Consider the following 22,332-nt stretch of genomic DNA (forward strand, 5'->3'; position numbering starts at 1 on the left):
GCCGCCCCGGGCCCGCGTGCAGCCCGGCCGGAGCGGGGACGAACGCAGGACACGGCCCGATCCCGGACCAGCCCGACCCCGGATCGGTCCAACCCCGGATCGGTTCGGGCCGCGACGGGCAAAAGCGCTCCCGGGCGGCGCGGACATTGTTCAGGGCGCGGGTTTTGACAGGAAGGACATCGCCACCGTGAAATATGTGAGTACGAGGGGCGAGGCGCCGGAGCTTGGGTTTTCCGACGTGCTCCTCACCGGCCTTGCGGCCGATGGCGGCCTGTATGTGCCCCGTGACTGGCCGGACCTGTCGCACGCGCAGATCGCGGATCTGGCCGGCCGCTCCTATGCGGAGATCGCCGAGGCGGTAATCGCCCCCTTCGTCGGCGACGACATCCCGCGCCCGAAGCTCCGGGCGATGATCGACGAGGCCTATGCCGGCTTCCGTCATCCGGCGGTGACCCCGCTCGTGCAGATCGCGCCGAACCGCTTCGTGCTGGAGCTGTTCCATGGCCCCACGCTGGCCTTCAAGGACGTGGCGATGCAGCTGCTCGGCCGGCTGATGGATCACGTGCTGACCGAGCGCAACCAGCGCGCGACCATCGTCGGCGCCACCTCCGGCGACACCGGCGGCGCGGCCATCGAGGCGTTTCGCGGGCGCGCGCGCACCGACATCTTCATCCTTTATCCGCACGGCCGCGTGTCGGACGTGCAGCGCCGGCAGATGACCACGCCGGGCGAGGACAACGTCCACACGCTCGCCGTGGAGGGCAATTTCGACGATTGCCAGACCATCCTGAAGGGGATGTTCACCCATCCCGCCTTCCGCGACCGCGTGGGGCTCGCCGGCGTCAATTCGATCAACTGGGCGCGCATCGTCGCGCAGGTGGTGTACTACTTCGTGGCCGGCACGGCGCTCGGCGCGCCGCATCGTCCCGTGTCCTTCACCGTGCCGACCGGCAACTTCGGCGACATCTTCGCCGGTTATGTCGCAAAGCGCATGGGCCTGCCGATCGACCGGCTGGTGATCGCCACCAATTCCAACGACATCCTGACGCGCACGCTGGAACAGGGCGCCTATGAGACGCGCGCCGTCCAGCCGACGATCTCGCCGTCGATGGATATCCAGATCTCGTCGAACTTCGAAAGGCTGCTGTTTTCGGCGCATGATCGCGACGCCGGCGCGGTGCGCCGGCTGATGGAGCGGCTGCGCCAGTCGGGCGGTTTCGCGCTCGAGGCCGGTCCGCTTGGCGAGATCCGGCGCGATTTCGACGCCGGACGGGCGGACGAGGCGGCGACCGCCGAGTCGATCGCGCGGACCCTGCGCGAGACCGGCTATCTGCTCGATCCGCACACGGCGATCGGCGTGCATGTGGCCGAGGCGCGGGGCGAGACCGCCTCGCCCATGGTGGTGCTCGCCACGGCCCATCCGGCCAAGTTCCCGGATGCGGTGGAGCGGGCGAGCGGGACCTATCCCGACTTGCCGCCGGCACTGCGGCCGATGATGGAGGCGCCCGAACGCTTCACGCCGATGCCGGCCGACCGCTCGCGGATCGAGCAGCACATTCTCGAGACCGCCCGCGCGGTCGATCTGGAGGTCGGCTGATGAGCGTGCGCGTAAGCCGTCTCGAAAATGGTCTGCGGGTGGTGACCGACACCATGCCGCATCTGCGCACCGCGGCGCTCGGCGTGTGGGTCGAGGCCGGGTCGCGGTCGGAAACGGCGGAGCAGAACGGCATCACCCATCTGCTCGAGCACATGGCCTTCAAGGGAACGGCAAAGCGCAGCGCCAGCCAGATCGCCGAGGAGATCGAGGCGGTCGGCGGGGAACTCAACGCGGCGACCAGCGTCGAGCACACCAATTACCACGCCCGCGTGCTCGCCGAGGACGTGCCGCTGGCGGTGGAACTGATCGCCGACATCCTGCAGCACTCCACCTTCGACGCGCAGGAACTGGCCCGCGAGAAGCACGTGATCCTGCAGGAGATCGGCGCGGCGCATGACACGCCGGACGACAAGGTGTTCGACCAGTTCCAGGAAACGGCCTGGGCGAACCAGTCCATCGGCCGGCCGATCCTCGGCACCCGCGACACGGTGATGAGCTTCACGCCCGACGATCTCAGGGGGTATCTGGCGCGCCATTACCGGGCCGACAGCATGATCCTGTCGGCGGCCGGCGCGGTCGATCACGACACGATGGTCGAGTTGGCGCGCGCGCATTTCGCCGATCTGCCGTCGGCGCCCTCGCCGGCGCTGGCGCCGGCCCGCTACACCGGCGGGACCGGGCGTCTGGAGCGCGACCTGATGGAGGTCCAGCTCGTCCTCGGTTTCGAGGGGCAGCCCTACAAGGCGGCCGACTATTATGCCATCCAGGTGCTGGCCTCGGTGATGGGCGGGGGCATGTCGTCGCGTCTGTTCCAGGAGATCCGCGAGCGCCGCGGCCTGTGCTATGCGATCTACGCCTTCCACTGGGCGTTTCGCGACACCGGTGTCTTCGCCATTCACGCGGCGACGGGCGAGGAGGACATCGACGAGCTGTTCCCCGTGCTGGTGGACGAGGTGCACGCCGCGGCGGAGCGGATCGCCCAGGCCGATCTCGACCGGGCGAAGGCCCAGATTCGGGCCGGGCTGATGATGTCGCTGGAAAGCCCGGCGGCGCGGGCCGGCCAGATCGCCCGCCAGATGATGATCCACGACCACGTTCTGTCGCTCGACGAGATCCAGACCAGGATCGACGCCGTGACGCTCGATTGCCTGCGCCGCGTTGCGGGCAAGACCTTTGGCGGCGCGCCGACGCTGTCGACCGTCGGTCCGGCCGGCGTGCGGCTGACCGCCGAGGATGTCGCCGCCCGTCTCGACCCGCCGACCGGTGCGGCGCGGGCCGTCGGCGCGTGACAGCCGCACGGAGGGCGCGATGTCGTTCCTGCGCGGTCTTGCAAGCCCGGAAACGACGCGGAGCCTGACGGGCGAAAGCGTCCACCTGCGCGCGCCCCTGCCGCAGGACTATGCGGCCTGGGCGGCCTTGCGCGCGCAAAGCCGGACGTTTCTTCAGCCCTGGGAACCGCTTTGGGCGCGCGACGAGCTCACCCGCTCCGCCTTTCGCCGGCGGTTGCGCCGCTATCAGCGGGAGATGCGCGCCGACAAGGCCTATCCCTTCTTCGTCTTCCGCGCCGAAGACGATGTGCTGCTGGGCGGGGCGACGCTGTCGAACGTGCGGCGCGGGGTCGCCCAGACGTGTTCGCTCGGCTACTGGATGGGCGCGCCTTTCGCCGGTCAGGGCTACATGAGCGCGGCGGTGCGCACGCTGCTGACCTTCGCCTTCGCCGAGCTGCGGCTGCACCGGGTCGAGGCCGCCTGCCTGCCGCACAATGCCGCGTCCCGACGGCTGCTGGAAAAGCTCGGGTTTCAGGCGGAGGGCTGCGCGCGGCGCTACCTGCGCATCGCGGGCGAGTGGCAGGATCATCTGCTGTTCGCGCGGCTGTCGAGCGATCCCGACGTGAGGCGCGAGGGCGGGGCCGACATCCATGAGGTGCGCGGGACCGCGACAGCGGGAGACGACACGGTCTGGCGGCCGGAACTCCCGGGCGCCCCCGCCCGGAATGAAACCTTGTGAGATGCGGCGGATGCCGATATGTGTCCGCGAGCCTTGCAGGATCGAAAGTCGACAGGTGGTTCGGTTGCGTTTTGTGAAGATCGTCCTTCTCGCGCTGGCGGCGTGGTTCGTGGCGCTTGCGCCCGCCGCGGCGCTGGAAGCCGTCGAGGTCGCGGCCGATGCGGACGCCATCGACCTGACGTCGGCGGTCGACATCTATGCCGAGACCGGCCCGAGCCTCCAGGTCTCCACGGCGCCCGGCGCCGACGGCATCGTGCGCCGCATCGAGGTGAACTCCCGCGATGACGAAAACACGAGCTGGGCGGTGTTCGCGCTGTCGAATCCCGGTGACGAGCAGATCGACCGGCTGATCGTCGCGCCCTATTTCCAGCTCGTCGGCTCGCGCGTCATCTGGCCGGATCTCGGCTCCTCGCGCATCGCCTCGATCACCCCGAGCCAGGGCATCGCGCCGGAGCGCCAGTCGAGCCAGGAGGCCGACGTCTTCCTCGTCACGCTCGATCCGGGGGCGGTCGTCACCTATGTCGTCGAGCTCAGCACGCCGAACCTGCCGCAGATCCGCCTGTGGGAGCCCGACGTCTACAAGGACACGGTCAACGCCTACACGCTCTATCGCGGCATCATCCTCGGCATCTCCGGCCTGCTGGCGGTGTTCCTGACCATCCTCTTCGTGGTCAAGGGCACGGTGATGTTCCCGGCGACCGCCGTGCTGGCCTGGTCGGTGCTGGCCTATCTCACCATCGACTTCGGCTTCTGGAACAAGGTGTTGCAGATCACGCCGGGCGACGAGCAGCTCTATCGCGCAAGCGCGGAAGTGGCGCTCGCGGCGAGCCTGATCATCTTTCTCTACGCCTATCTGAACCTCAACCGCTGGCACATCCGCTACAGCCACCTGCTGCTCGGCACGCTCGTGCTGGTGCTCGGGCTTCTCGGGGTGGCGGTCTGGGACCCGGCCGTCGCCGCCGGCATCGCGCGCATCTCGCTCGGCATCATCGCCGTGCTCGGCTTCGCGGTGATCGTCGCGCTGACGGCGCAGGGCTACGACCGGGCGATCATGCTGGTACCGACCTGGGTGCTGCTCCTGTCCTGGCTCATCGGCGCGGCGATGACGGTGACGGGCGCGCTCGCCAACGACATCGTGCAGCCGGCGCTGGCCGGCGGGCTGGTGCTGGTGGTTCTTCTGATCGGCTTCACGGTGATGCAGCATGCCTTCGCCGGCGGCGCCATCGCGCAGGGGCTGATCTCCGACGTCGAGCGGCGGGCGCTGGCGCTCACCGGCTGCGGCGACATCATCTGGGACTGGGACGTCGACCGCGACCGCATCTCCACCGGCAACGAGGTGGAGGAGCTTCTGGGCATCAAGCACGGGCTGCTGGAAGGCCCGGCGCGCGACTGGCTGGACATTCTCCATCCCCAGGACCGCGACAGCTTCCGCGCCACGCTCGACGCGGTGATCGACCAGCGGCGCGGCCGGATCACGCAGGCCTTCCGTCTGCGCGCCGAGGACGGGCACTTCCGCTGGTTCCGCCTGCGCGCCCGACCCATCGTCGGCTCCGACGGCGAGGTGATCCGCTGTGTCGGCACGCTGCTCGACGTGACCGAGCAGAAGGTCACCGAGGAACGGCTGCTGCACGACGCGGTGCATGACAATCTGACGGGCCTCGCCAACCGCGAGTTGTTCCTCGACCGGCTGCAGGGCGCGCTGGCGCGCGCGCGCGCCGAGGGGCTGGCGCGGCCGTCGGTGATCATGATCGATCTCGACCGCTTCAAGCAGGTCAATGATTCGCTCGGGCTGTCGGCCGGCGACAGCATTCTGCTCACCATCGCGCGGCGCGTGTCGCGGCAGCTCAAGCCGCAGGACGCACTGGCCCGGCTGAGCGCCGACACCTACGGCCTGATGCTCCTGTCGGAGCAATCCGCCGATCGGGTCGCCGCCTTCGCCGACGCCGTGCGCCGGGCGCTGCGCTCGCCGATCACCTTCGGCGATCAGGAAGTGCTGCTCACCGCCTCCGTCGGCATCTCGCTCTATGAGGACAATCAGGCCAATGTCTCGGCGCAGGACCTGATGCGCGAGGCGGATGTGGCCATGAACCACGCCAAGCGCATGGGCGGCGACCGGGTCGAGGTCTATCGGCCGACGCTTCAGACGGTCGGCGCCACCCGGGTGGAGCTCGAGGCCGATCTGCGCAAGGCGCTCAAGACCGACGGCATCTCCGTCTACTTCCAGCCGATCGTCCGCCTCGGCGACCGCTCCATCGCCGGCTTCGAGGTGCTGGCGCGCTGGAAGCATCCGCGTCGCGGCGCGATTTCGCCGGTCGAGTTCATTCCCATCGCCGAACAGTCCGGCCTTATCAACGAACTCGGCCTCTACATGCTCGATCGCGGCGCCCGGCAACTCGCCGAATGGCAGGAGCGCTTCCGGGTTCCGATCCCGCATTTCGTCAGTGTGAACATCTCCTCGCTGCAGCTGCTGCGCCACGATCTCATCAACGACGTGAAGCAGGTCCTGGCGCGCTCCTCGCTGGCGCCGGGCACGCTGAAGCTGGAACTCACCGAATCCGTGGTCATGGCCAATCCCGAATATGCCGCCCGCATGCTGGAGCGGCTGCGGGCGCTCGGCGCCGGCCTGTCGCTGGACGATTTCGGCACCGGCTATTCGAGCCTCAGCTACCTGCAGCGCTTCCGCTTCGACACGATCAAGGTGGACCAGTCCTTCGTGCGGCCGAACGGGCGCAGCGCCCGGCCGGTCATCCTGCGCTCCATCGTGGCGCTCGGGCACGATCTGGGCATGCAGGTGGTGGCGGAAGGGGCGGAGTCGGAATCCGACGCCCTCGAGTTGCATCAGCTGGGCTGCGAGTTCGCGCAGGGCTTTCTGTTCGGTCAGCCGATGGATGCGGCGGAAGCGACCAAGCTGCTCGAGGCGGAAATGGCGGCGCTCAGGGCCTGATCCGCGCGCGCGGCGGCGGAAGAGCGGCCGCATGCGCCAAGGACCTATGGCGTGAAAATGCCTAGGACTTGAACGGCGCCATTCCGGCGCGCGCCAGCGCATCGGCGCGCTCGTTCTCGTCGTGACCGGCGTGGCCCTTCACCCAGTGCCAGGTCACGTCGTGGCGTCGGCGCGCTTCGTCGAGACGCTTCCACAGATCGGCGTTCTTGACCGGCTTCTTGTCGGCGGTGCGCCAGTCGTTGCGCTTCCAGTTGTGGAGCCACTGGGTGATGCCGTTCTTCACGTAGGTGCTGTCGGTGTGAAGATCGACCGCACAGGGGCGCTTGAGGGCGTCGAGCGCCTCGATGGCGGCGGTCAACTCCATGCGGTTGTTGGTGGTCTCCGCCGCGCCGCCGCACAGTTCCTTCTCGTGCGCCCCGAAGCGCAGCAGCGCGCCCCAGCCGCCCGGGCCCGGATTGCCCGAACAGGCGCCGTCGGTGAAGACCTCGACGCGCGACGCGGGCGCTGGCGCGGGGGATGCGGTGGTCGTATCGGTGTCGCTCACGTGACGAGCCCATAGTCGGAGGCGCTGGACACGCCCTGGTGGAAGCGGAGTTTCTTGAGGTATTCCACCGGGTCCTTCGGCGTCACCAGCGCGCCTTCGGGCACGCGCAGCCAGTCGTGCAGGCGGGTGAGCAGGAAGCGCAGCGCCGCCCCGCGCGCCAGCAGCGGCAGGCTTTCGAACTCGGCATCGGTGAAGGCGCGCACGCTGCGGTATCCGTCGAGCAGCGCGCGGGCATTGGTGACGTTGAAGGCAAGATCCGGCTCGAAGCACCAGGCGTTGAGGCAGATCGCCACGTCGTAGGCGAGGGCGTCGGTGCAGGCGAAATAGAAGTCGATCAGGCCCGACAGTTCCTCGCCGATGAAGAACACATTGTCGGGAAAGAGATCGGCATGGATGACGCCGCTCGGCAGATCGCGGGGCCAGGCGCCTTCCAGGTGGTCGACCTCGCGGGCAAGCAGATCGGCGAGGCCGGGGCTGACCGTGTCCGCCTGATCGAGCGACAGGGCCAGCAGCCCCCGCCAGTGTTCGACGGAGAGCGCGTTCGCCCGGCGCATGGAAAAGTCCGAGCCGGCCAGATGCAGCTCGGCGAGCGCGCGGCCGAGTTCGGCGCAATGCACGCGCTTCGGCCGGCGCACCCACATGCCGTCGAGAAAGGAGACGATGGCCGCCGGCCGGCCGGCGAGTTCGCCCAGCATCGCCCCGTCGCGCGCGGCAACGGGGGTGGGGCAGGAGATGCCCTTGTCGGCGAGATGACGCATCAGGTCGATGAAGAACGGCAGGTCGGCCGGATCGACGCGTTTCTCGTAGAGCGTGAGGATGAAGTAGCCGGCGCGCGTGTGCAGCAGAAAGTTCGAGTTCTCGACGCCTTCGGCGATGCCCTTGCAGGCGAGCACATCGCCGATGTCATACCCGGCGACGAACCGGGCGAGGTCCTCGTCGGACACTTCCGTGTAGACTGCCATGTGATCGGGTTCTTGTTGGGGCGTCGGGCGGGCGGACGTCCGGTCAGGAGACGACCGGCTCCCGCAGCACGCGCGGCAGGTTGAAGGCGACGGTCTCATCCGCCGTGCGCACCGTCTCGACGGTGACGCGGTAGCGGTCGGCGAAGGCGCCGATGATTTCCTCGACCAGCACTTCCGGCGCGGAGGCGCCGGCGGTGATGCCGAGACGGGAGAGGGCGGGAAGCGCGTCCCAGGGAATGTCGGCCGCGCGCTGCACCAGGATCGCGGTCGGGCAGCCGGCCCGTTCGGCCACCTCGCGCAGGCGCTGGGAGTTCGACGAATTCGGCGCCCCGACGACGACCATCGCGTCGACCTTCGGCGCCACCGCCTTCACCGCTTCCTGCCGGTTGGTGGTGGCGTAGCAGATGTCGTCCTTGTGCGGGGCGACGATGTCGGGAAAGCGCTCCGTCAGCGTGTCGACGATTTCCTTCGTGTCGTCGACGGAGAGCGTCGTCTGCGTGATCCAGGCAAGCGGCCTGTCGCCGGTCGGCTCATAGGCGCGGGCATCGGCCACCGTTTCCACCAGCCGTACCGCGCCCTCGGGGAGTTGCCCCATGGTGCCGATCACCTCCGGATGGCCCGCGTGACCGATCAGGATGATCTCGCGTCCGCGCCGGTGATGGATCTCGGCTTCCTTGTGCACCTTCGAGACGAGCGGGCAGGTCGCGTCGAGATAGAACATGTTGCGCGCCTGCGCGGCCGCCGGGACGGATTTGGGCACGCCATGGGCGGAAAACACCACCGGCCGCTCGACATCCGCTTCGGGGATCTCGGTCAGTTCCTCGATGAAGACCGCGCCCTTGGTCCTCAGCCCCTCCACCACGAACTTGTTGTGCACGATTTCGTGGCGGACATAGACCGGCGCGCCGTAGCGCTCCAGCGCCAGCTCGACGATCTGCACGGCGCGGTCGACGCCGGCGCAGAATCCGCGCGGCGCGCACAGCAGCACATCGAGCGCCGGTCGCGCCGCGTCGCCGGTCGCGCGTGGTGCCTGATCCGTCGAACCCGGGGTTGTCGAAGCCACCGCCGGCCTCCTTTCGTCGCTGTCCGTCGCGTCGCTGTCCGTCGTCGCTGCGCGGTCATGGTGACACTGCGCTGACGTGCCGGCAATAGAGTGACCCGCCCGGGTCGTGTCAAGGGTCGCGGGTGGCCAGATCGCGGGCGGCCAGATCGCGGGCGGCCAGATCGCGGGCGGGCAGGGAGCGCGGGGTGTCTCGCCTTCCGCGTCGTGTCCTGATATGAGGAACCCGACAGGACAGGCGCCTCCCGCGCGGTCTGCGGCGCCGATACGCCCGCGCCGTGCCGGGTGCGTGGACGCACGAGCTCCGTGAGATGAGCCACGAGCTTCGTGAGACGAGCACTGCGACGTGAGATGAGCACCGTGAAGGGTGCGCCAAGATTGGGCCGTGAATGATGGATCATCCTCTTAGCCTCCCGCCCGCCCGGGCCGTTCTGGCGGTGACGCTGGCGCTGGCCGTGGCCGGATGTGGCGCCGTCGGCGGCATCGGCGACGAAACCGCCAAGACCGTGATCTCGGGAAACGCGGCCACCCGGTCGGCCGTCGACGTCGACCCCGAGGTCTTTCGCCAGGACGTGCCCTGTCCGGCGCTGGAGGTGGAGGACGGACGCTACATCGTGATGGTCTACGAGCGCGGGCGCGAGGACGATCCGCGCGCCCTGCGTTACCAGGCGACCGTCGAGAAATGGGCGAATCGCTGCAGCCGCACCGCGTCGGGCGTCGCGATGACGCTCGGCGTGTCGGGCCGCGCCACGCCGGGGCCGGCCTGGGGCGGGGGCGAACTCGTGCTGCCCCTGCGCCTGACGCTGGAGCCGACCGGCGACGGCAAGCCGCAGACGATCAACCTTCCCGTTCCGGTGACGCTCGGCGAGGGCGCGCCGGCCGAGCAATGGGCGGTCGTGGAAGAGGGCATCGCGGTGTCCGACAGCGGGTCGGTGCGTGCGGTGATCGCCCTCGACGAAAGCCGCCGGGGACGGCGCTGACCGTCAAATCACCGGTGCGCTTGTGCCCTCGGGCCGCGCGCCCGCGTTGACAGGTCGCGCGCGAGTGTCGACAATGCGCGCGACTTGAGACGGCGTGATCGTTGTGCGCCGTCGCTTCCGGTCTGGTTCGCCTTCCCCGGGGAGGCGCGCTCGGGCCGGCGGGACACGATATGCGGGAGAGGTCGGCCTCGCGCCGGCGCCGAAGGAGCAACCGCCCCGGAAACTCTCAGGCAAAAGGACCGCAGATCGAGCAACGCTCTGGAAAGCAGGTGGGCGCGGGTGACCGTGTCGGCCTCACCGAAGGAGTAACCGTCCCGATCCCGACCGCGGGATCGCGACGTGTCCGGGCGGCGCGTGTCGCTCCGCCGGGCATGGACGGGAAATCTCTCAGGTCGTCGGGACAGAGGGGGTGCGTGAAAACGCTTCGGTTTCACGTCACCGATCCCTCTTGTGCCAGGACGCACCATGACCGACAGCGACCAGACCGCGGCGTTGCAGAGCAAGACGCCCCTCAACGAGACACCCCTCAAGACGACGCCGCTCACCGATCTCCATCGCGAGCTGGGCGCCCGCCTCGTTCCCTTCGCGGGATACGAGATGCCGGTGCAGTTCCCGGCCGGCATTCTCGCCGAGCATGCGCACACGCGCGACAAGGCCGGTCTCTTCGACGTCTCGCACATGGGCCAGGCTTGGCTCGTCGGTCCGGACTTCGAGACCACGGCGGCCGCCCTGGAGCGTCTCACGCCCTCGTCCATCGCCGCACTGAAGCCCGGCCGCCAGCGTTACACGGTGCTGCTGAACGACGCGGGCGGCATTGTCGACGACCTGATGGTGAGCCGGCCGGAGGGCGAGGCCGACGACGGCAGGCTCTTCCTCGTCGTCAACGCGGCGCGCAAGGACGTGGACTACGAGACGATCGCCGCCGGGCTGCCCGACGATGTGCGGCTGGAGCCGGTCACGGACCGGGCGCTGATCGCCCTGCAGGGCCCGATGGCCGCCGAGGTGCTCGCCGCCCATGCGCCGGAGGCCGCCGACATGGCCTTCATGGCCGCCCGGGCGATGGAGTTCGACGGGATCGCGGTGCATGTCTCGCGCTCCGGCTACACCGGCGAGGACGGTTTCGAGCTCTCGGTTCCCGCCGGCGCGGCGGAGCCCATCGCCCGCGCGCTGCTGGCCGACGAGCGCGTCGCCCCCATCGGGCTTGGCGCGCGCGATTCGCTGCGGCTTGAGGCGGGCCTGTGCCTCTATGGCCACGACATCGACGAGACGACGTCCCCGGTGGAGGGCGCCATCACCTTCGTGATGCAGAAGCGGCGCAGGGAGGCCGGCGATTTCCCCGGCGCCGAGCGCATCCTGCGCGAGCTGGAGGACGGCCCGAAGCGCCTGCGCGTCGGCCTGAAGCTGGACGGCCGGGCACCGGCCCGCGAGGGCGCGGAGATCCGCGATCCGGACGGCAAGCCGGTCGGCGTCGTGACGTCGGGCGGGTTCGCGCCGACGCTGCAGGCACCGATTGCCATGGGCTATGTCGACCCCGCCCATGCCGCCGAGGGCACCGCGCTGGTGCTCGCCGTGCGCAACCGGGAACTCCCCGCGACCGTCGTGCCCATGCCCTTCGTCCCCCAGCGTTACTATCGCAAACCCAAGACCTGACACCCGCACGCCGCCGCCGGCGGCCGATCTTGTGCAACCGCATCGAACCCGCATCGCAAAGGATAGTACGATCATGACCACCCGCTACACCGAAGATCACGAGTGGATCACCGTCGACGGCGACGTCGCCACCGTCGGCATCACCAATTACGCCCAGGAACAGCTCGGCGACGTCGTCTTCGTGGAACTGCCCGAGGTCGGCCGCAAGGTCGCCAAGGGCGACGAGGCGGCGGTCGTGGAAAGCGTCAAGGCGGCCTCCGAGGTCTACGCCCCGCTCGACGGCGAGGTGGTCGAGGCCAACGACGTGCTCGCCGACGAACCGGCCAAGGTCAACGAGGACCCGGAAGGCGCGGCCTGGTTCGTCAAGATCAAGCTGTCCGACAAGAGCCAGCTCGACGCGCTGATGGATGCCGACGCCTACAAGGCGCATCTGGAAGGCCTGTGATCCCGTGACCGGTCACGTCTACCAGGCCTCCGTGTCCTGGCGCCGCGAGGGCGATTTCGCGGCGAACGCCTACACACGCGCCCACACGTGGTCGTTCGACGGCGGGATCGCCGTGCCGGCCTCCGCGTCGCCGTCCGTCGTCCCCCTGCCGCAGTCGGTGGAGGCGGCGGTCGATCCGGAAGAGGCTTTCGTGGCCGCGATTTCCAGTTGCCACATGCTGTGGTTTCTCGATCTCGCCCGCCGCGACGGCCTCGTGGTCGAGGCCTATGACGACGCGGCGCAAGCCGTCATGGAGCGCGTCGCGCGGGGGCGGATGGCGATCACCCGCGTCACGCTGCGCCCCGGGATCGTGCTTGCCGGAGATGCCTTGCCCGACGCCGCCCGCCTCGATGCCCTGCACCACCGGGCGCACGAGCTGTGTTTCATCGCCAATTCCGTGACCAGTGAAATCGCCATCGCCCCGCGCCCCGCGCGGCTTTCCGGCGACGCACAAGGAGCGTGACCATGCGCTATCTGCCCCTGTCCGATGCCGACCGCGCCGACATGCGTGCCCGCGTCGGCGTCTCCGACATCGACGAAATCTTCGCCGATATTCCTGAAAGCGCCCGCCTCAAAGGGCTGCTCGACCTGCCGACGCGCCAGAGCGAGGCCGGCGTGGAGCGCGATCTCGCTCGCATGGCGGCGAGGAACACCACCGCGTCCCAAGTGCCTTTCTTCGTCGGGGCGGGGGCCTACAAGCACCACGTGCCGGCGACCGTGGATCACCTGATCCAGCGCTCGGAGTTTCTCACCTCCTACACGCCCTACCAGCCGGAGGTGACCCAGGGCACGCTGCAGTATCTCTTCGAGTTCCAGACCCAGGTCGCGGCCCTTACCGGCATGGAAGTGGCCAATGCCTCCATGTACGACGGCTCGACGGGCACGGCGGAAGCGGTGCTGATGGCGCACCGCATCACCAGACGCCAGAAGGCCGTGCTCTCCGGCGGGCTGCATCCGCAGTATCGGGAGGTGGTCGAGGGGCTTTCCGCCATGGCCAATGACCGGACGGTCGCGCTGCCCGCCGATCCGGCCGGCACCGAGGACATTCTGGCGGCCATCGATGACGAGACCTCCTGCGTCGTCGTGCAGTCGCCGTCCTTCTACGGCCAGCTCATCGACCTGAAGTCCATCGCCGAGAAGGCGCATGCCCATGGCGCGCTGCTGATCGCCGTCTTCACCGAAGTGGTCTCGCTGGGGCTGATCGAGCCGCCGGGCGCGCAGGGCGCGGACATCGTCGTCGGCGAGGGCCAGTCCATCGGCAACGGCCTGAACTTCGGCGGTCCTTACGTCGGCCTCTTCGCCACGCGGCAGAAATACATCCGCCAGATGCCGGGCCGGCTGTGCGGCGAGACGGTCGACGCCAACGGCAAGCGCGGCTTCGTGCTGACGCTGTCGACCCGCGAGCAGCACATCCGCCGCGACAAGGCGACGTCCAACATCTGCACCAATTCGGGCCTTTGTTGCCTCGCCTTCACCATCCACATGACGCTGCTGGGCGGGGAGGGCCTGAAGAAACTCGCCCGCATCAATCACGCGAGCGCGGTGAAGCTGAAGGCAGCACTTCAGGGCGTACCCGGCGTGCAGGTGATCAACGACGCCTTCTTCAACGAATTCACCGTCAAGCTGCCGAAGCCGGCGGCAGAGGTCGTCGAGGCGCTCGCGGAAAAGGGCGTGCTCGGCGGCGTGCCGGTTTCCCGGCTCGACCCCGGCAAACCGGCGCTCGACGACCTGCTGGTCGTCGCCGCGACCGAAGTGACCACCGACGAGGACCGCGCGGCCTTCGCCACCGCGCTGAAGGAGGTGCTGGCATGAGCATGAACAATCAGGGACGCCCCTCCGCCCCGGCCGAAACCGCGGCCGTCGCGACCCATGAGACCTTTACCGGCAACAAGGCGCTCCAGATGGAAGAGCCGTTGCTGTTCGAGATCGGCCGCACCGACATTTGCGGGGTGGATCTCGACGAGCCGGAGGACTTCGCGCCGGCGCTGGGCGGGCATGCCCGCACGGCGGAGCTGGATCTTCCCGCGCTCAGCGAGCCGGAGACCATGCGCCATTTCGTGCGCCTGTCGTCGAAGAACTACGCCATCGACGCGGGGCTTTATCCGCTGGGCTCCTGCACCATGAAGCACAATCCGCGCCTCAACGAGAAGATGGCGCGGCTGCCGGGCTTTGCCGACATTCACCCGCTGCAGCCGCTGTCCACCGTGCCGGGCGCGGTGGATCTGATCGCGGAGCTTGCCCATTGGCTCGTCACCATGACGGGCATGGAGGCGGTCGCCATGAGTCCCAAGGCGGGCGCGCATGGTGAACTCTGCGGCATGATGGCGATCAAGGCGGCGCACAAGGCGGCCGGACGCGATCCCAAGATCGTGCTGGTGCCGGAATCGGCCCATGGCACCAACCCGGCGACGGCGGCGCTGCTCGGCTACAAGGTCGTCGCCATCGACGCGCGTGAGGACGGCACGGTCGACACGCAGGCGGTGAAGGACAAGATCGCCGAACACGCGGGCGACATCGCCGGCATCATGCTGACGAACCCCAACACCTGCGGGCTGTTCGAACGCGACATCATCGAGATCGCCGAGGCGATCCACGCCGCCGACGGCTATTTCTACTGCGACGGGGCGAATTTCAACGCCATCGTCGGCAAGGCGCGCCCCGGCGATCTCGGTGTGGACGCGATGCACATCAACCTGCACAAGACCTTCTCCACGCCGCATGGCGGTGGCGGGCCGGGCTCCGGGCCGGTGGTGTTGTCGGACCGGCTCGCCGCCTTCGCGCCGCTGCCCTTCCTGCGCAAGGAGGGCGATGGCGTCACCTGGGTGGAAACGGAGGCCGAGCTTCGGGAGGGCGAAAGCCCCTTCGGCCGCATGACCGCCTTCCACGGTCAGATGGGCATGTATGTGCGCGCGCTTGCCTACATGAAAAGCCACGGCGCGGACGGTCTCCGGCAGGCGTCGGAGGACGCTGTTCTCAATGCCAACTATGTGCGCGTCGGCCTGCAGGACCTGATGAGCCTGCCCTTCGGCGAGCGCTGGTGCATGCATGAGGTGCTCTTCGACGACACCTTCCTGAAGGACACCGGCGTGACCACCCTCGACTTCGCCAAGGCGATGATCGACGAGGGCTACCATCCGATGACCATGTATTTCCCGCTGGTCGTCCATGGCGCCATGCTGATCGAGCCGACCGAATCGGAAAGCCGTTCCGCGCTCGATCTCTTCATCGCCACCATGCGCGATCTGGTGATGAGCGCGCAGAAGGGCGAGACGGACCGCTTCAAGGGCGCGCCGTTCCATGCCCCGCGCGCCCGTCTCGACGAGACGCGCGCCGCGCGCAAGCCGGTCCTCAAGTGGGAACGGCCCGAACCGCGCAAGGTCCAGCCGGAAGCGGCGGAGTAGGGCGTAACGGGCGGAAGAGCCGCCGGCGGGTTGTGGTACCACCGGTGGCTCTCCGATCCCGGCTCTCATTGCATCGGGCCGGAATGACGCCGAGGGGGCTTCTCGCGCAAAGTCCGCATGAGGCGTCATGCCGGGCAAGGCAAAGCCGCGACCCGGCATCGGAGAGCCAATGGCCTCTTGAGTACACGCGGGCAGTGCCTCCTTGCCCGGCGGGCCAGTCTTCGGGCCCGCCCTTGTCCCGCGCGGTGCGGCTCCCATGTGCCGAAGCTGACACGCCAGGATACCGACCATGCCTCATCCGACCGATCTCGACACGCGCGGCGGCCTGCCTCAGGAATGGCTGTTCCTGCTGCAGGCGCATCCGCGCGACGCCTGGGCGGGCCATCCCAATCTTGGCGGGCTGACCCGCTTCTGGCTGGACCGTCACGCGGGCTTCCGCAAGCTCGGCGGCGCGCTCGACGGCCTGCTTGACCGCTTTCGCGAGGGCGAGGTGCCGGCCGAGCGCTTCGGGCCGGCGTTCGGGCCTCGGCTGCAGCACTTCCTGAGCGAATTGCACCACCACCACATGATCGAGGACCACCACTATTTCCCGGTCTTCACGGCGGCGGAGCGACGGCTTGCGGCCGGCTTCGAGCTTCTGGAAGGCGATCACGAGCTGATCCACCAGCGCATCGAACAGGTGGTGAGCCGGGCCAATGCGCTCTTCGCCGACCTTCAGGGCAAGGACCTGGACCGGATCCGCCGCGCCGCCGATGCCTATGCCGCCGACAGCGACCTTCTGCTCACCGGCCTGCTGCGGCATCTCGACGACGAGGAAGACCTGATCGTGCCGCTCATTCTGGAGCGTGGCGAGGAGGCGCTCGGCGTCGCCTGAGACCCTTGCGTGCAAACGAACACCGCCCCCGCCCGCGAGGCGGACGGAGGCGGTGGCGCGGGGAAGCGCGGGAAAGCCGGATCGAAGACCCCGTCAGGTCTTCGATTTGCGGAACGTCTGGCGCAGCGCGTCGATGGGCGTGCGCTTGCCCTTGTCCGTGATGTGCCAGAAGGTCCAGCCGTTGCAGGCGTCGAAACCCTGCACAAGGGCGCCGACCTTGTGGATCGATCCCGTGTGATCGCCGGAGACGAGCGAGCCGTCGGCGCGCACTTCCGCCTTGTGCTTGCCTTTGGCGCAGGTGAGTTGCGCGCCGGGCTTGATCAGCCCGGCCTCCAGCAGATTGCCGAAGGGCACGCGCGGCGCGGCGCGCTTGCCCTGTGTCACGGTCAGCGTGTGGGCGGCGGCCGGTTCGATCGCGTCGATGCGCGCGCGCGCCGCGTCGATATAGTCCTGCTCGCGCTCCACGCCGACGAAATGCCGGCCGAGCTTCTTCGCGACCGCCCCGGTCGTGCCGGTGCCGAAGAAGGGATCGAGCACCACGTCGCCCGGATTGGAGGCGGCGAGCAGCACCCGGTAGAGCAGGCTTTCCGGCTTCTGGGTCGGATGCACCTTCTGCCCGTCGTCGTCCTTCAGCCGCTCCTGACCGGTGCAGATCGGCAGATGCCAGTCGGACCGCATCTGGAGATCGTCGTTGAAGGTCTTCAACGCTTCGTAGTTGAAGGTGTATTTGGCATCCCGCGAGGGCGAGGCCCAGATCATCGTCTCATGGGCGTTGGTGAACCGCTTGCCGCGAAAGTTCGGCATCGGGTTCGACTTCAGCCACACGACGTCGTTGAGGATCCAGAAGCCCAGGTCCTGCAGGATCGCGCCGACGCGGAAGATGTTGTGATAGGAGCCGATCACCCACAGCCCGCCGTTCGGCTTGAGCACGCGGCGCACGGCCATCAGCCAGGCGCGGGTGAAGGCGTCATAGGCCTCGAAGCTCGCGAACTGGTCCCAATGGTCGTCGCAGGCGTCGACCTTGGACTGATCGGGGCGCAGCAGATCGCCGCCGAGCTGGAGATTGTAGGGCGGATCCGCGAAGACGAGATCGACGGAATCCTTGGGCAGGCGTTCCAGCGCGGCAACGCAGTCGCCCTTCAGGATCGTGTCGAGCCACTCCGGCCGGGAGCCGGAGCGCGCGGACGGGTCGGTCGGGGAGAGACGGGGTGCCGCTGCGGGCACCCCGGTACGCAGTACACTCATTGCGACGCATTACCTCACGCAATTACGAGCATCATGGTTACCGGGCGTGGTAAATCGGTGGTTAAGAGCTGACAGAAAAAACCTTAAGAGAATCAATTGTCTGTTTACGATTTTCAGCCCGGCGTCCGGCGCCGCTTCGCTTCGTTAACGCACGCGCGTAACCCCGTTACCCGGCAACTATTGCCCAACGCCCTGACGCCTCACGCGAAATCCCCGCCGGCGCGCGGGACGCCTTGCAAAATGCATCGAACGCGGCGCAAGAGCGTTAACGTCGCCGCCGGGAAGCCGGGGGCTTGAGAAAAAACTTTTCACTGAATGAAAGAAAATTCATAGTCGGGAGAGGCCGGCGGACCCGGCGAAGCGCCCCGATGCGACTATCCTGCGGGACGGGCCCGGGCGACCGGCTCGCGCGCGGGCAGGCAGAAAAGGACGGAAGCCGATGGACACAGAGCGAAGCGAAGACGCCATTCTCCAGCAGCCGGCCTTTCGCCCGCACGAGCGCTTCGAGGATGCGGACGCCGCAGTGGCCCGGCTTCAGGAAATCTTCGAGACCAATGCCGCCTTCCTGCGCGCGCGCTTCCAGCAGTTTCTCGCCGGCGAGATCCCGGAGGGGCGCGTGCGCGCCTGCTATCCCGAGGTGCGCATCGTCACCGACACGCACGCTCGCGTCGACAGCCGGCTTGCCTATGGCTTCGTGTCCGGGCCCGGCGTGCATTCCACCACGGTCACCCGGCCGGATCTCTTCGGCAATTATCTGCGCGAGCAGATCGAGCTTCTGATCCGCAATCACGAGGTGCCGGTGGAGATCGGGCCGAGCGACCTGCCGATCCCGCTGCATTTCGCCTTCTACGACGGCACCCATGTGGAAGGCGTCGCCCAGACGCTCGCCCGCCCGCTCGCCGACGTTTTCGACCTGCCGGATCTGTCGATCCTCGACGACGCCATCGTCAACGGCACCTTCGAGGCGCAGGCCGGTCAGCCGCGCCCGCTCGCCCCTTTCACCGCGCCGCGCGTCGACTATTCGCTGCACCGCCTGCAGCATTACACCGCAACCGCCGCGTCCCACTTCCAGAACTATGTGATCCTGACGAACTACCAGTTCTACATGGACGAGTTTTGCCGACTGGCGCAGGAACTGCTGGCCGACCCGCACAGCGGCTACACGCATTTCGTCGAGCCGGGAAACGTCGTCACGCGGGCCGGCGACCTGGAGCCCTCGCAGGGCGAGCGTCCGGCGCGGCTGCCGCAGATGCCGGCCTATCATCTGGCGCGCGACGGCCAGTCGGGCATCACCATGATCAACATCGGCGTCGGCCCGTCGAACGCCAAGACGATCACCGATCACGTGGCGGTGCTGCGCCCGCATGCCTGGCTGATGCTCGGCCACTGCGCGGGCCTGCGCAACAGCCAGCAGCTCGGCGACTATGTGCTCGCCCACGGCTATGTCCGCGAGGATCACGTGCTCGACGCCGACCTGCCGGCCTGGGTGCCGATCCCGCCGCTCGCCGAAATCCAGGTGGCGCTGGAAGGGGCCGTCGCCGAGGTGACGGGCTTCGCGGGCTACGAGCTCAAGCGCGTGATGCGCACCGGCACGGTTGCCTCCATCGACAACCGCAACTGGGAACTCAGGGATCACCGCGAGCCGGTGCAGCGCTTCTCGCAGTCGCGGGCGATCGCGCTCGACATGGAATCGGCGACGATCGCGGCCAACGGCTTCCGCTTCCGCGTGCCCTATGGCACGCTGCTGTGTGTCTCCGACAAGCCGCTGCACGGCGAATTGAAGCTGCCCGGCATGGCGACCGACTTCTACAAGCGCCAGGTCGCGCAGCATCTCAAGATCGGCATTCTGGCGATGGAGAAGCTGCGCGCCATGCCGCATGACCGGCTGCACTCGCGCAAACTGCGCAGCTTCGCCGAGACCGCGTTTCAGTAGGGCGGGGGGCAGGCGCGGGGCGCCTATCTGAACGCCGGTCCGTGGCACCAGCAGGTGAGCGAATGGCGACGGCCCCGCGTCACCGGGGCAACCCGGTGCGCGAGGAAGGAGGCGAACAGCGTCGCGTCGCCCTGGCCGCGCCCGCCGGTGTGGATCGTGCCGCCGAAGCTGATCTCCAGCTCGCCGCCGGCGTAGGTGTCGGGATCGCTCAACTGCACGACGATGGTCAGCTTGCGCTTGCGCGCCAGCGGCCCGTCGCCGATGTCGGCGTGCCAGTCGTAATGGCCCTCGACGGTCTCGTCGTAGCTTGCGACCTGAAGCCGCTCCGCGAATTCCGTGATGTCGAAATCGAAGGCGGCGCGGTTGGCCTCGGCCACCGTCGACACGATGCGCTCCATCACCCAGGCCGCGTCGCCCCTGTCGTCGAGCCAGGAGATCTCGGCGCGGCGGATATTGTGGTGATGGTGGCCGCCGACCAGACCGCCGTCGGCGCGCTGCGCGGTCTCGGCGAGCCGGATCACCTCGGCGGCTTCGGCGGGGGAGAAGATCGCAGGAATCGCATGCAGGAACATCGGCCGAAGTCTCCGCAACGGCTGGGCAGCGCCCGGGGAGGCGAAGCTATGCGGCAGGGCGCGGAAAAAGGCAACACGCTGATGCGCCGGCGAAGAATTCCCGCATGGCGCGAGCTTGGCGGTCGCGCGCCCGCGCCAATCAGGGGGAGAGGCGGACGGGGGGGGGAACGCGCTATCAGCCGCGGGTTCCGGCCGCCACGGCCTTCTTCATCACCGTGGGCAGGGCCTCGCCGTCGAGCGCGTCGGGCGTCGACCACCAGTGGCCGTCCGGCGCCGGCGTGGTCGCGGCCACATCCGCGCGCCAGACCGCCAGATCCAGATGAAAATGCGTGAAGGTGTGGCGCACGTCCGAGGCCGTGCGCCGCCAGGCGTCTGCCGTCACGCCGGGAAGGGCCGGGGCCAGCGTGCGGTCGTCCTGCGGGGCGTCCTCGGCCCACACCGTGCCGGGCGGCTCGCTCATGCCGCCGAGCAGCCCCTTCGGCGGGCGGCGGCGCAGGAGCACCGCGCCATCGGCGCGCACGACGACGAAGGCCATGCCCTTGCGCGTCGGCTTCTGCGCCTTGGGCGCCTTGCGGGGCAGCGTTTCGGCGAGGCCCCGCGCCCGGCCCGCGCAAGGCTCCATCCAGGGGCAGAGCGCGCAGGCCGGGCGTTTCGGGCTGCACAGGCTGGCGCCGAGATCCATCATGGCCTGCGCGAAATCGCCGGGGCGCGCGCTCGGCACGAGCTCGGCGGTCGCCGCCTTGATCTCCGGCTTGGACGCGGGCAGCGGCGTTTCGATGGCGCGCAACCGGCTGATCACCCGCTCCACGTTGCCGTCGACCACGGCCGCCGGCCGGTCGAAGGCGATGGCTGCGATGGCGGCGGCGGTATAGGGGCCGATGCCGGGCAACGCCCGCAAGGCCTCTTCCGTGTCGGGAAAACGCCCGCCGTGGTCGTGGGCGACCGTTTCGGCGCAGGCCTTGAGGTTGCGGGCGCGCGAGTAATAACCAAGCCCCGCCCAGGCCTTCATGACGTCTTCTTCCGCCGCCGCGGCGAGATCCAGAACCGTGGGCCAGCGTCCGGTGAAGGCGTGGAAGTAGGGTTTCACCGCCTGAACTGTCGTCTGCTGCAGCATGATCTCCGAGAGCCACACCCGATAGGGATCGGGCACGACGCCGACGGCGCGCTCATGCGGCGGCACGCGCCAGGGAAGGGCGCGGGCATGCCGGTCGTACCAGTCGAGAAGGGCGTCGGCCGATGCGGATGTGGCGGGAGATGCGGTCATGGCGCTCAGGATCGGGCGCGGCGCGGCGAATTCAAGGTCCGGCCGCGTCCCGCGCCCTCTTTGCTGGTGAAAACCTCCGCCCTCCGCCGACGGCCTGTGCAAAAGAGTGCAAAGCGGGCGAAATCGCGCCCGCGATCCGCTCCACCGGGACCGGGTCGGGAAATGTCGCGAAAAGGTCGCAATTGCCGCGTGAAACCGAAGACATGAGCGATTCGCGCCCCCCGTCCGGTTCTCGTGCCGCGTCCGCCGCCGCCGGCGGACGTCGGGTCACGCGCGCCCGGCCCATCGGCGACCTGATCGGCCGCACCCTCGACAAGGCCTGCCGGCGCCGGGGCTTCGCGACCTCGGACCTCCTGGCGGACTGGCCCGACATCGTCGGCGCGCGCTATGCCGGCCGGGTTCAGCCCGTGCGCCTCGACTGGCCGCGCCCGCCGCGCGGGGTGGAGGAGCCCGAGCCCCAGCCGGCGACGCTGGTGGTGCAATGCGACGGCGCCACGGCGCTGCTGCTCACCCACGACATGCCGCAGGTGGTGGAGCGCATCAACGGGTTCTTCGGCTGGGCGGCGGTCGCCCGGCTGCGCATCCTGCAGCGCCCGCTCACCCCACGCCGCGTCACAGCGCCGCCGCCGCTGCGCGCTCTCACCGAAAGCGAAGAGGCGGAGCTCGCCGCGCGGATTTCCGGCGTGAGCGACACGCGTCTCGCCGCCGCGCTCGACAAGCTGGGCCGCGCCGTGGTCGCCAGACGGCGATGACCGCGCTCAAGGCAGCGGGGCGGGCGCTCGCGGCCTTGTGATCGCGCGCGGGCGTCGACCCCA

19 protein-coding genes and 1 riboswitch are annotated in these 22,332 nt (G+C 68.9%); of the genes, 13 read left to right on the forward strand and 6 right to left on the reverse strand.

The features are described 5' to 3' along the window. The first annotated feature begins 187 nt into the window (after positions 1–187). From thrC to ABL312_RS01765, 4 genes are read left to right on the forward strand one after another with little or no spacing between them, the layout of a single operon-like run. On the forward strand, positions 188–1,597 hold the full coding sequence (thrC, locus tag ABL312_RS01750; protein WP_349359657.1) for a threonine synthase: 1,410 nt from the start codon (positions 188–190) through the stop codon (positions 1,595–1,597). Beyond that, positions 1,597–2,886: a pitrilysin family protein gene (locus tag ABL312_RS01755; protein WP_349359658.1), complete on the forward strand. Its 1,290-nt coding sequence runs from the start codon at positions 1,597–1,599 to the stop codon at positions 2,884–2,886. The genes thrC and ABL312_RS01755 overlap by 1 nt, the downstream gene beginning before the upstream one ends. Positions 2,887–2,905: 19 nt before the next feature. Next, on the forward strand, positions 2,906–3,604 hold the full coding sequence (locus ABL312_RS01760) for a GNAT family protein (protein ID WP_349359659.1): 699 nt from the start codon (positions 2,906–2,908) through the stop codon (positions 3,602–3,604). 10 nt (positions 3,605–3,614) lie between these two features. Next, positions 3,615–6,548 carry an EAL domain-containing protein gene (locus ABL312_RS01765; RefSeq protein WP_374730166.1) on the forward strand — a complete coding sequence of 978 codons (2,934 nt, stop codon included), beginning with the start codon at positions 3,615–3,617 and terminating at the stop codon, positions 6,546–6,548. A gap of 61 nt (positions 6,549–6,609) precedes the next feature. Here ABL312_RS01765 and rnhA read toward each other — a convergent pair whose 3' ends face one another. The 3 genes from rnhA to ispH are packed head-to-tail and all read right to left on the reverse strand — an operon-like array spanning position 6,610 to position 9,042. Further along, a complete protein-coding gene (gene rnhA / locus ABL312_RS01770; RefSeq protein ID WP_349359661.1) occupies positions 6,610–7,092 on the reverse strand; it encodes a ribonuclease HI in 483 nt (160 codons plus the stop codon). After that, positions 7,089–8,054 (reverse strand): homoserine kinase, encoded by a 966-nt coding sequence (locus ABL312_RS01775; protein WP_349359662.1) that lies wholly within the window; start codon positions 8,052–8,054, stop codon positions 7,089–7,091. Before ABL312_RS01775 ends, rnhA begins: the two co-directional genes overlap by 4 nt. A 43-nt stretch (positions 8,055–8,097) precedes the next feature. Further along, the gene (gene ispH, locus ABL312_RS01780; RefSeq protein WP_349361318.1) at positions 8,098–9,042 is read right to left on the reverse strand and encodes a 4-hydroxy-3-methylbut-2-enyl diphosphate reductase; all 945 of its coding nucleotides are present in this window, start codon (positions 9,040–9,042) and stop codon (positions 8,098–8,100) included. A 461-nt stretch (positions 9,043–9,503) separates the two neighbouring features. On the opposite strand from ispH, the gene ABL312_RS01785 reads away from it, so the two are divergent. The 7 genes from ABL312_RS01785 (at position 9,504) to ABL312_RS01815 (ending at position 16,503) form a co-directional block, all read left to right on the forward strand. Continuing rightward, the gene (locus tag ABL312_RS01785) at positions 9,504–10,094 is read left to right on the forward strand and encodes a hypothetical protein (protein WP_349359663.1); all 591 of its coding nucleotides are present in this window, start codon (positions 9,504–9,506) and stop codon (positions 10,092–10,094) included. 163 nt (positions 10,095–10,257) lie between these two features. Then, positions 10,258–10,346, forward strand: a riboswitch (glycine riboswitch). Positions 10,347–10,559: 213 nt separating this feature from the next. Next, on the forward strand, positions 10,560–11,744 hold the full coding sequence (gcvT, locus tag ABL312_RS01790; RefSeq protein ID WP_349359664.1) for a glycine cleavage system aminomethyltransferase GcvT: 1,185 nt from the start codon (positions 10,560–10,562) through the stop codon (positions 11,742–11,744). 73 nt (positions 11,745–11,817) lie between these two features. After that, complete coding sequence (gene gcvH, locus ABL312_RS01795) at positions 11,818–12,189, forward strand: glycine cleavage system protein GcvH (RefSeq protein WP_349359665.1); 372 nt, start codon at positions 11,818–11,820, stop codon at positions 12,187–12,189. 4 nt (positions 12,190–12,193) lie between these two features. Beyond that, positions 12,194–12,691, forward strand: coding sequence for an OsmC family protein (locus tag ABL312_RS01800; protein ID WP_349359666.1), 498 nt, complete (start codon positions 12,194–12,196; stop codon positions 12,689–12,691). Between the two features lie 2 nt (positions 12,692–12,693). After that, entirely contained in the window at positions 12,694–14,040 is a 1,347-nt protein-coding gene (gene gcvPA, locus ABL312_RS01805) for an aminomethyl-transferring glycine dehydrogenase subunit GcvPA (RefSeq protein ID WP_349359667.1), read from the forward strand. Next, positions 14,037–15,629, forward strand: coding sequence for an aminomethyl-transferring glycine dehydrogenase subunit GcvPB (gene gcvPB / locus ABL312_RS01810; RefSeq protein ID WP_349359668.1), 1,593 nt, complete (start codon positions 14,037–14,039; stop codon positions 15,627–15,629). Before gcvPA ends, gcvPB begins: the two co-directional genes overlap by 4 nt. Before the next feature lie 289 nt (positions 15,630–15,918). Further along, positions 15,919–16,503 carry a hemerythrin domain-containing protein gene (locus ABL312_RS01815; protein WP_349359669.1) on the forward strand — a complete coding sequence of 195 codons (585 nt, stop codon included), beginning with the start codon at positions 15,919–15,921 and terminating at the stop codon, positions 16,501–16,503. Positions 16,504–16,596: 93 nt separating this feature from the next. On the opposite strand, the gene ABL312_RS01820 is transcribed toward ABL312_RS01815, so the two are convergent. Further along, positions 16,597–17,748 (reverse strand): site-specific DNA-methyltransferase, encoded by a 1,152-nt coding sequence (locus ABL312_RS01820; RefSeq protein WP_349359670.1) that lies wholly within the window; start codon positions 17,746–17,748, stop codon positions 16,597–16,599. A 439-nt stretch (positions 17,749–18,187) separates the two neighbouring features. Between ABL312_RS01820 and ABL312_RS01825 the strand changes: the two genes are divergently transcribed. Beyond that, positions 18,188–19,681, forward strand: a complete 1,494-nt coding sequence (locus ABL312_RS01825) for an AMP nucleosidase (RefSeq protein WP_349359671.1) — start codon at positions 18,188–18,190, stop codon at positions 19,679–19,681. 23 nt (positions 19,682–19,704) lie between these two features. Here ABL312_RS01825 and ABL312_RS01830 read toward each other — a convergent pair whose 3' ends face one another. Next, positions 19,705–20,253 carry a 2OG-Fe(II) oxygenase gene (locus ABL312_RS01830; RefSeq protein WP_349359672.1) on the reverse strand — a complete coding sequence of 183 codons (549 nt, stop codon included), beginning with the start codon at positions 20,251–20,253 and terminating at the stop codon, positions 19,705–19,707. A gap of 175 nt (positions 20,254–20,428) precedes the next feature. Further along, a complete protein-coding gene (gene mutY / locus ABL312_RS01835; protein ID WP_349359673.1) occupies positions 20,429–21,517 on the reverse strand; it encodes an A/G-specific adenine glycosylase in 1,089 nt (362 codons plus the stop codon). A gap of 203 nt (positions 21,518–21,720) precedes the next feature. Here mutY and ABL312_RS01840 point away from each other — a divergent pair, with 203 nt between their 5' ends. After that, a complete protein-coding gene (locus tag ABL312_RS01840; protein WP_349359674.1) occupies positions 21,721–22,269 on the forward strand; it encodes a DciA family protein in 549 nt (182 codons plus the stop codon). Positions 22,270–22,332 lie beyond the last annotated feature (63 nt).

The sequence above is a fragment of the Stappia sp. genome (assembly GCF_040110915.1).
Lineage (GTDB): Bacteria > Pseudomonadota > Alphaproteobacteria > Rhizobiales > Stappiaceae > Stappia.

Bases quoted from the DNA above. Each gene is read 5' to 3' on its own strand.
- ABL312_RS01755 (WP_349359658.1), top strand. From the start codon at position 1,597: ATGAGCGTGCGCGTAAGCCGTCTCGAAAATGGTCTGCGGGTGGTGACC.
- ABL312_RS01760 (WP_349359659.1), top strand. From the start codon at position 2,906: ATGTCGTTCCTGCGCGGTCTTGCAAGCCCGGAAACGACGCGGAGCCTG.
- ABL312_RS01765 (WP_374730166.1), top strand. From the start codon at position 3,615: ATGCCGATATGTGTCCGCGAGCCTTGCAGGATCGAAAGTCGACAGGTG.
- ABL312_RS01775 (WP_349359662.1), bottom strand. From the start codon at position 8,054: ATGGCAGTCTACACGGAAGTGTCCGACGAGGACCTCGCCCGGTTCGTC.
- ABL312_RS01785 (WP_349359663.1), top strand. From the start codon at position 9,504: ATGATGGATCATCCTCTTAGCCTCCCGCCCGCCCGGGCCGTTCTGGCG.
- gcvT (WP_349359664.1), top strand. From the start codon at position 10,560: ATGACCGACAGCGACCAGACCGCGGCGTTGCAGAGCAAGACGCCCCTC.
- gcvH (WP_349359665.1), top strand. From the start codon at position 11,818: ATGACCACCCGCTACACCGAAGATCACGAGTGGATCACCGTCGACGGC.
- gcvPA (WP_349359667.1), top strand. From the start codon at position 12,694: ATGCGCTATCTGCCCCTGTCCGATGCCGACCGCGCCGACATGCGTGCC.
- gcvPB (WP_349359668.1), top strand. From the start codon at position 14,037: ATGAGCATGAACAATCAGGGACGCCCCTCCGCCCCGGCCGAAACCGCG.
- ABL312_RS01815 (WP_349359669.1), top strand. From the start codon at position 15,919: ATGCCTCATCCGACCGATCTCGACACGCGCGGCGGCCTGCCTCAGGAA.
- ABL312_RS01820 (WP_349359670.1), bottom strand. From the start codon at position 17,748: ATGAGTGTACTGCGTACCGGGGTGCCCGCAGCGGCACCCCGTCTCTCC.
- ABL312_RS01825 (WP_349359671.1), top strand. From the start codon at position 18,188: ATGGACACAGAGCGAAGCGAAGACGCCATTCTCCAGCAGCCGGCCTTT.
- ABL312_RS01830 (WP_349359672.1), bottom strand. From the start codon at position 20,253: ATGTTCCTGCATGCGATTCCTGCGATCTTCTCCCCCGCCGAAGCCGCC.
- mutY (WP_349359673.1), bottom strand. From the start codon at position 21,517: ATGACCGCATCTCCCGCCACATCCGCATCGGCCGACGCCCTTCTCGAC.
- ABL312_RS01840 (WP_349359674.1), top strand. From the start codon at position 21,721: ATGAGCGATTCGCGCCCCCCGTCCGGTTCTCGTGCCGCGTCCGCCGCC.